The 7,593-nt window shown below is 68.9% G+C and carries 8 protein-coding genes and 1 pseudogene; 7 read left to right on the plus strand and 2 right to left on the minus strand.

Annotation, left to right across the window (positions count from 1 at the left end; genetic code table 11):
* Positions 1-438 precede the first annotated feature (438 nt).
* From FUT87_RS16125 to FUT87_RS16145, 5 genes are all read left to right on the plus strand, one after another.
* Positions 439-897, plus strand: coding sequence for a hypothetical protein (locus FUT87_RS16125; RefSeq protein ID WP_147241673.1), 459 nt, complete (start codon positions 439-441; stop codon positions 895-897).
* Between the two features lie 8 nt (positions 898-905).
* The gene (locus FUT87_RS16130; RefSeq protein ID WP_091727460.1) at positions 906-1,289 is read left to right on the plus strand and encodes a VOC family protein; all 384 of its coding nucleotides are present in this window, start codon (positions 906-908) and stop codon (positions 1,287-1,289) included.
* A gap of 93 nt (positions 1,290-1,382) precedes the next feature.
* The gene (locus FUT87_RS16135) at positions 1,383-1,745 is read left to right on the plus strand and encodes a DUF805 domain-containing protein (RefSeq protein ID WP_147241674.1); all 363 of its coding nucleotides are present in this window, start codon (positions 1,383-1,385) and stop codon (positions 1,743-1,745) included.
* Positions 1,742-3,979, plus strand: a complete 2,238-nt coding sequence (locus FUT87_RS16140) for an FAD-binding protein (protein ID WP_147241675.1) — start codon at positions 1,742-1,744, stop codon at positions 3,977-3,979. The genes FUT87_RS16135 and FUT87_RS16140 overlap by 4 nt, the downstream gene beginning before the upstream one ends.
* Positions 3,976-5,049, plus strand: a complete 1,074-nt coding sequence (locus FUT87_RS16145; RefSeq protein ID WP_147241676.1) for a hypothetical protein — start codon at positions 3,976-3,978, stop codon at positions 5,047-5,049. Before FUT87_RS16140 ends, FUT87_RS16145 begins: the two co-directional genes overlap by 4 nt.
* A 31-nt stretch (positions 5,050-5,080) precedes the next feature.
* Here FUT87_RS16145 and FUT87_RS16150 read toward each other — a convergent pair whose 3' ends face one another.
* Positions 5,081-6,109, minus strand: a complete 1,029-nt coding sequence (locus FUT87_RS16150; RefSeq protein ID WP_147241677.1) for a transporter — start codon at positions 6,107-6,109, stop codon at positions 5,081-5,083.
* Between the two features lie 387 nt (positions 6,110-6,496).
* Between FUT87_RS16150 and FUT87_RS16155 the strand changes: the two genes are divergently transcribed.
* The gene (locus FUT87_RS16155; RefSeq protein WP_147241678.1) at positions 6,497-7,102 is read left to right on the plus strand and encodes a chalcone isomerase family protein; all 606 of its coding nucleotides are present in this window, start codon (positions 6,497-6,499) and stop codon (positions 7,100-7,102) included.
* Between the two features lie 71 nt (positions 7,103-7,173).
* Here the strand turns inward: FUT87_RS16155 and FUT87_RS16160 are convergent, their stop codons facing one another.
* On the minus strand, positions 7,174-7,416 hold the full coding sequence (locus FUT87_RS16160) for a glutaredoxin domain-containing protein (protein ID WP_091727472.1): 243 nt from the start codon (positions 7,414-7,416) through the stop codon (positions 7,174-7,176).
* Between the two features lie 42 nt (positions 7,417-7,458).
* Here FUT87_RS16160 and FUT87_RS30795 point away from each other — a divergent pair.
* A pseudogene (locus FUT87_RS30795) lies at positions 7,459-7,593 on the plus strand (helix-turn-helix domain-containing protein); the annotation flags it as partial.

A 7,593-nucleotide genomic window follows, 5' to 3' on the forward strand; every position in this document is an offset into this window, starting at 1 on the left:
CCAGCATCAGCGCGGCGGCCAGCACGGCGATCGGCGCCAGGGACGGAGAGCGGGATGAAGGACGGCGTGAGGCAGACGGGCGGGCGGATCGTGGCCCCGGAGACGGGAGTCGGGTCATCGGCAAGCGGACAGACGGGACGGAACGGGGACGGCCGCCGGCGCGAGGGGCGCGGGCCGGTGGCGTCAACGGTGCCGCGCATCATGCATCAGCGACCGGCGCGCGGATTTACGCGGCGGTAAATCGCGATGTCAGAACTGACGCATGTGGACACAGGACCCGTCGCACATCGCCGATGGGACCGGCGCTGTCGGGGGTGAGTTCCGTCGTCCCCGAGATCCGGGGCGGTGCGCATCGCGCGCATAAACCCCATTCACACGCGCTTGACGTGACAGGGCTAGGCTGTCGACTTCGCCCTGCGAGGCGAACCAGGAGTTGCCGTGACTGACCTTTCCTCGATCCAGCGCCCTGCGACCGCGGTCCGCGCCGCGATCGCGGTGGCAGTCCTGGGCGCCCTGCTGAGCGCCTGCGGCGCTGACCGCGTCCCGGGCAAGCCGGCGATGAGCGCCCATGAAGCCACCCAGCACGATCGCTGCATCGCGCTGCTGCGGCCGATGCTGCATGGGCAGCCGGTGCGTTCGACCTCGATCGAGCGCGGCCCGAACGGGCTGGACTACGTGTGGATCAATGCCGAGGTGCATGACGACGCGGACGACGTCGAGCGCCGGGTTGCCAAGGGCGCGCGCTTCGCGGGCCACTGCCAGTTCGATGCCAGTGGAGAATCCGTGCACCTGCACGCCTACGCGCTGGAGGCCGGCGACGCCCCCGCGACGCCGGCGGTGGACTACCGCTTCGTCGCCGGTTCCCGCGACAGGGTCGCGAGCGCCGATCCGCGATGAGCCGACCCATGCTGCTGCGCATCCACCATGCCGCGATCATCTGCGCCGACTACGAGCGCTCGCGCCGCTTCTACACCGAGGTCCTGGGCCTGCGCGTGATCGCGGAGACCTACCGCGAGGCGCGGCGCTCCCACAAGCTGGACCTGGCGCTGCCGGACGGCTCGCAGATCGAGCTGTTCAGCTTTCCCGGCGCGCCGCCGCGGCCGTCCTATCCGGAGGCGCAGGGCCTGCGCCATCTGGCCTTCGAGGTGGACGACGTCGAGCGCGGCAAGGCCGAGCTCGAGGCGCGCGGCGTGAGCGTCGAGGCGGTGCGCGTCGACGAGCTCACCGGCAAGCGCTTCACCTTCTTCGCCGACCCGGACGGGTTGCCGCTCGAGCTCTACGAGCGTTGAGCGCCCCCTTGGACAGGCGGGTCCGGTGACGCGGCGGCGCATCACCACACGCATGCCGTGCGGCATGATGCGCGCCTGGAAGAGGAATGGGCCATGTCCAAGAACAATGCGGCGATCCGGGAGTTCTCGACCGCCGGCACGCTGACGCGCGGGGGATTCTGGCTGCGCCAGTGCTCGCTCGTGCCACTGGCACTGTGGGTCGCGATCACGGTCACTGACACGGCACTCGGCTGGCCGGCGGCGCTCATCGCCACGCTTTTGATGGTCTCGATCTGGGGACGGCGCCTTCATGATCGCGGGCGCTCCGCCTGGTGGCTGCTCGCCGCCGCGGTGCCGGTGCTCGGGCCGCTGGCCTTGTGCGTCGAATGCGGCCTGCGCGGATCGTCCCCCGCCGCCGCGCGCTTCCAAGCAACCGCGCCTGATGACTATCTGACCGTCTCCCCTCGCCAGCCATGACCGCCAGCTCCCATCACATCGTCAACGACGTCACCGGCCTGAACCCAGTGCGCGTCATGGCCATCGTCGCGCCGGAGTCGGTCGAGGAGGTCCAGGAAGCGCTGCGCCGCACCAGCGGCCCGGCCTCGATCGGCGGCGGCCGCTTCAGCATGGGCGGGCAGACGGCCAGCCCCGGCAGCCTGCACATCGACATGCGGACGCTGAACCGCGTGGTCGCGTTCTCGCCGACGGCTCGCACCCTGCGCGTCCAGGCCGGCGCGCGCTGGTGCGACATCCAGCGCTTCATCGACCCGCACGGGTTGTCGGTGAAGATCATGCAGACCTACGCCAACTTCACGGTCGGCGGAGCGCTCAGCGTCAATTGCCATGGGCGCTACGTCGGGCTCGGTCCGCTGGTGCTGTCGGTGCGCGCGATCCGCGTCGTCCTGCACGACGGCAGCGACATCGAGGCCACCCGCGAGTCGAACGCGGAAATCTTCCGCGGCGCCATTGGCGGCTACGGCGCGCTGGGCGTGATCGTCGAGGTCGAGCTGGACCTCGACCAGAACCTGCGCGTCGAGCGCCGCGACGCGGTCATGCCGCTGTCGGAATACTGGTCCTTCTTCAAGGACCAGGTGCGCGACAACCCGGCAGCGGTCTTCCACAACGCTGATCTGTACGGCCCGCACTACACCACGCTGCGCGCCGTCACCTGGAGCGAGACCGACAAGCCCGCCACCGTGCGCGAGCGGCTGCAGACGCCGCGAGGCTCATACCCGCTCCATCGCTATTTCCTCTGGTCGATGTCCGAGACCCCGCTCGGCAAGGAGCGCCGGGAGAAGCTGATTGATCCGTTGCTGTACCTGCGCGGCAAGGTTCACTGGCGCAACTACGAGGCCGGCTACGACGTGGCCGAACTGGAGCCGCCGTCGCGGATGCATCGCACCTACGTGCTGCAGGAGTACTTCGTGCCCGTGCAGCGGCTGATGGACTTCGTGCCGAAGATGGCGGAGATCCTGCGCCGGCATCGCGTCAACGCACTCAACATCTCGATCCGGCATGCGATGCCGGACCCGGACACGATGCTCGCGTGGGCACCGGCCGAGACCTTCGCCTTCGTCCTGTATCACAAGCAGCGCACGCGCGAGAACGCCCGCCGCCGTGTCGCGGTGTGGACGCGCGAGCTGATCGACGCGGTGCTGTCGGTGGGCGGTGCCTATTACCTGCCCTACCAGCCCCATGCGACGCACGAGCAGTTCCACCGGGCCTATCCGGGCGCGCAGGCGCTGTTCGCGCTCAAGCAGCAGCTGGACCCGCACGGGCGCTTCACCAATGCGCTGTGGGACAAGTACTGCCCGCGCTCCGGCTGTGCACCGGAGCGCGCCGGCGATGGCGGCACCACCGAGTTCCATCGCGTCTTCGGCGACACACGGTTGTCCGACGCCTTCTATCTGTTCCTGCAGAACGTCTTCCACACGGCGCCGGAGGATCGCTTCCATCACCTGATCGCGGAGGCCACCGCGCGTCACCGCGACGAGGAGAGCATCTACCGCGACATCCAGCGCCGCCTGCCATCGATCAAGCCGGCGGCGGCCGAGCTGCGCTACGCGCTGCCGGCGCTGTTCAAGCAGAAGGCGGAGATGACGAGTCAGACCCTGGAAGTGCTGGCCGACCGCGAGTTCGACGGCTACCTGGAGATCGGCTCCAAGGGCCGCTATCACGGTGGCCTGGCCAAGGCACTGCGGTTGCGCGGCGAGTTGGTGTTCGTCGAAGAGAAGCCGCAGAGCCGATCGCCGGTCGACATCGTCGAGCGCGGCCGCTTCGCTCGTCCGGGACGCCACTTCGCCCTGGACGACTACGCACCGCTGTCCGCCGAGATCGCCTCGGGCAGCATCGGCCTGGTGACCTGCTTCATCGGCCTGCATCACATGACGCCCGACACGCTGATGCCCTTCCTGCGATCGGTTCACCGCGTGCTCAGGCCCGGTGGCGCCTTCATCGTGCGGGACCATGATGTGCGGGATCCCGGTCTGGGCGCGCTAGTGTCGCTCGCGCATACCGTGTTCAACGCCGGCCTGGGCGAGACATGGGAAAGCAACGTGGCGGAACGGCGCCACTTCGCCTCGGCGCAAGACTGGGTCGACCGCCTGCGCGAAGCGGGCTTCGAAGACAGCGGCCATCGCGTGCTGCAGGCCAACGACCCGACGCTCAACACGCTGTTCTGCTTCCTCAAGCCCGCAGGAGCCTCCGCATGAATCCCGCCCGATTCACCGCCTTGCGGCGGGCCGGCCGAACACTGCTGTGCGCGGCCGCACTGGCGCTGGCCGCGAGCGTGGCGGCCGTCCCCGAGACACCCATCGAGCACCGCCGGACGCCGGATCAGACCTTCCTGACCTTCCCCGAATGGTTCCTGGTGCACAGCCCGGCCGAGTACGCTGCCTGGCTGGGCGCCAACAGCGCGCCGAGTCGCTTCCCGCTGTACGCGCACGTGGGCCAGTTCTGGCAGTCCTATGCGGCGATCAACTCGGAGATCGAGCGCTACCCGTTCAATGGCGGCTATCACCTGATGGTGATGGTCATCGGAGTCAGCACGTCGATCGAGTACGCGCTCAAGGGCGCCTACGAGCGCACGATCGGCCGTCTGGCCGAGGGGCTGCGGGGCGACGGTCGCGTGGCGGAGGAAGACTTCGCGGCACGTTACGCGCAGGCCTATGTGGACTTCATTCGTGTCGAGCCCTGGTACAAGTTCGACTTCGCCTCGCAGCTACGCGCGCTGTGGCACGACGTGCCGATGTCAGGCCCGAACCTCGCTCGCAAATGGGAACGGCGCTACCTTCTGACCACGGAGCTGCTGATCAAGGAAGGCTACGCGCGCCTGATCAAGATGGGGACCCAGTCCCTCTACGAGGCGCCCAAACCGGTCACCGCCGTCTGGTTGAGCCGAGCACCGAAGGATGCGGCCGACGTGGCCGCGCATCCAGACTTCTCGGTCCTGCATCCGGCTGCGGCGCACACCGCATCGGCGAGCGCGCCGGTCCTCGCCACCATCCCTCGTTATGAGGGATTCACTGCCTACAGCCGCTGGCTCGCCGCGCGCGATGTGGATTTTCTGAGCATCGCCGGCAACGACGGCGAGATCGTCGTCAGCGAACTGGTGTCGCAGGCATGGCGTCCCGTTGGCAGCCGCCTGCTGTTCGAGCAACCGATCCTCACCCGGCCCGGCCTCAAACGCGCCGTGATCGCGGTGCCGGTCGCAGGACTCGCCGATGAACTGCGCCGCGCCGCCAGGGCCGGCGACACGGTCGAGCACGTCTACGACTTCTGAGCCCCGCGCGGCGCAGGGCCCGGATCGGCGCTCAGTTCAGCCGGTAGTTCAGTCGCAGCCAGGTGACCGTGCCCTCGGGGCGATTGCGCACCGAGAACTCCTTCATCACCTTGAAGTCGACGCCCCAGTCGCCGCTTTCCGCCAGGTAGGCGATCAGCGGGCCGGCGGACAGCGCCTGGACCTTGTTGGCGCCGGCGTCGCCGCCGCGGTCGGCGGTGAACTGCTTGAGCACGTAGCCCTGCACGCCGAACTTCCACTGGTCGTTCAGCTGGTAGGTGCCGGACCAGTCCGCATGCAGGTACTGGCCGGAGCGCACGCCGGTGTCGTCGTTGCGGGTGTTGAAGGAGTAGGTCGCGCGCAGGCCGACGGCGAAGCCGTTCTCCCACACGCGCGAGGCCACCAGCAGGGGCTTGAAGGTCCAGTACTTGCCGGCGCCCGGATTGACCGGACGGTCCGCGTCGTAAGAGCCCATCGGCGGGTTGAACGCGATGCCCAGCGCCACGCGCGATTCGTCCTGCTGCCAGTCGAGGTAGGCCGCCAGCTCCGGATCAGCCATGCCGCTGCGCTTGCCCGACAGCGCGCCGCCCGCGGCGGCCAGCTGCTGGTTGACGGCCGCGGCGACATTGGCCGGCACGCCGGCCGGCAGCACCGTGGTCAGCGTGAAGTCATTGGTCTGGCGGACCAGCGGGAAGGCGGCGGAGAAGCCCAGGCGGCCGTCCATCACGATCTTCTCGGTGACCCAGGTCAGTCGCGGCACGAAGACGTCGGCCTTGATCGAGCCGTTCACCGTCAGCGGCAGCGTGCCGACACCCGGGATCGTCAGCGCCTGGGTCGGCGTCTTGCCATCGGCGTCGCGCAGCTTGTCGGCCTCGTAGTGCTGGTACCAGAACTGCGCATAGAGACCGGGGAACTGCGGCGTCGAGATCTCGTACGACGGCGCGCCCAGCAGGGCACGCACCTGGCTGTTCTCGGTGGCGTGGGCGGTGCCCGCGGCGGCGAGCGAGGCGACGGCCACGGCGACGAGCGCGCGCGGCATCAGGCAAAGACGGTCGATGGACACGGGGATCCCTCCGGGGTGCTTGGAATAAGGTCTGCGGTGTTCGGGCGCCTGCATCGTGTCGAACCACCGGTCTGCAGGCGGACTGCGACTGGTGCCGTGCCCGCGCGTGGCGGCGTCGATGAAGCGGCGCGCATCGTGCCAGCGGATGCCGGCGGCTCGCGTGCCAAACGTCACGTGGACCATCGGATTAGAGGCACGGCCCCAGTTTCCGGGGCTGACGCGCCACACCGCCGCGCGCTTTAATCCGGTCCGCACAGCGCCCGCGATCGCCGTCACCATCGGCTCAAACTCGCGACGCCCCGAGTGCGGGCCCCTTTCGCCACCGCGTCCGGCCGGCTCGCGGATTCCCCTGACAACACGACGCGCCACGCCTGGAGGAGACTTCCCATGCTTCGTACCGCTCTTGCCCGTTCCGCCCGGAACGCCCTGTTCATCGGCCTGATCGCGGCATCGACCTGGGCCGCCGCCGCGGAGGTCGAGGTGGAGGGCTACAAGTTCCAGGACACGGCCACGCTGCACAACCAGGTGCTGCAGCTCAACGGCGCGGCCACGTCGAGCATCCTGTCGACGCGGTCGACGGCGGTGGCCTTCTACCTGCCGCGCAAGCAGACCACGATGGAAGCGGCGGTGGCCGAGAAGGGGGCCAAGCGCATCACCTTCTACATGATGCGGGACGTGTCCTCGCGCGACCTGGCCAACGCGATGCTCGACCGCATCCGCCAGAACGCGGCGGACGAGTTCGCGAAGAACATCATCCAGACCTCGCAGCTGGGCGTGGTCTTCGGCAATCGCGCCAAGCTGCTCAAGGGCGATCTGGTCACGATCGACTACGACCCGGCGAAGCAGACCACCGAGTTCAACGTCAACGGCCAGAAGGTCGGCGACACCATCCAGGGCGAGAGCTTCTTCCCGATGATGATGAAGGTCTGGATCGGCCCGAAGGTGCGCGGCAGCACGCGCGACGGCCTGCTCGGCATCGCGCCGGCGAAGTGACCGCGGGGCGGGAACCCCGATGACGACGGGCCTCTGGCCCGTCGTCGTGTTTCAGCGCTGGCGCGACGCGCTCAGCGGCCGAGCTGCTTCAGCGCCGCCTGCAGGCCGGTGACACCGCCGACGCGCTGGTCGTTGATGAAGACCTGCGGCATCTGCCGCACCGACGGGCCGCACTTCTCGTAGAAGGCCATGCGCTCGGCCTCGTCGTCGATCAGGATTTCCTGGAATGCCATCCCGCGCGACTTGAGCAGCATCTTCGCCGTGTCGCATTGCGGGCAGGCGGACTTGGAGTAGACGACGATCTTGAGTTCCATGGGGCCGGAGTGTATGCGCCGGCGCGCTTAAGCTCCGCGCCCATGGACGCCCTGATCAACGCAGCCGCGCGCTGTCTCGCCGCCGGGGATGCGCTCGGCGCGCTGCAGCGGGTGGCCTTGCGCGAGGACCCGTCCGCGCTCGCACTGCGCGGCATCGCGATGGCGCAGCTCGGCGAG

Source organism: Mitsuaria sp. TWR114 (genome assembly GCF_007997345.1).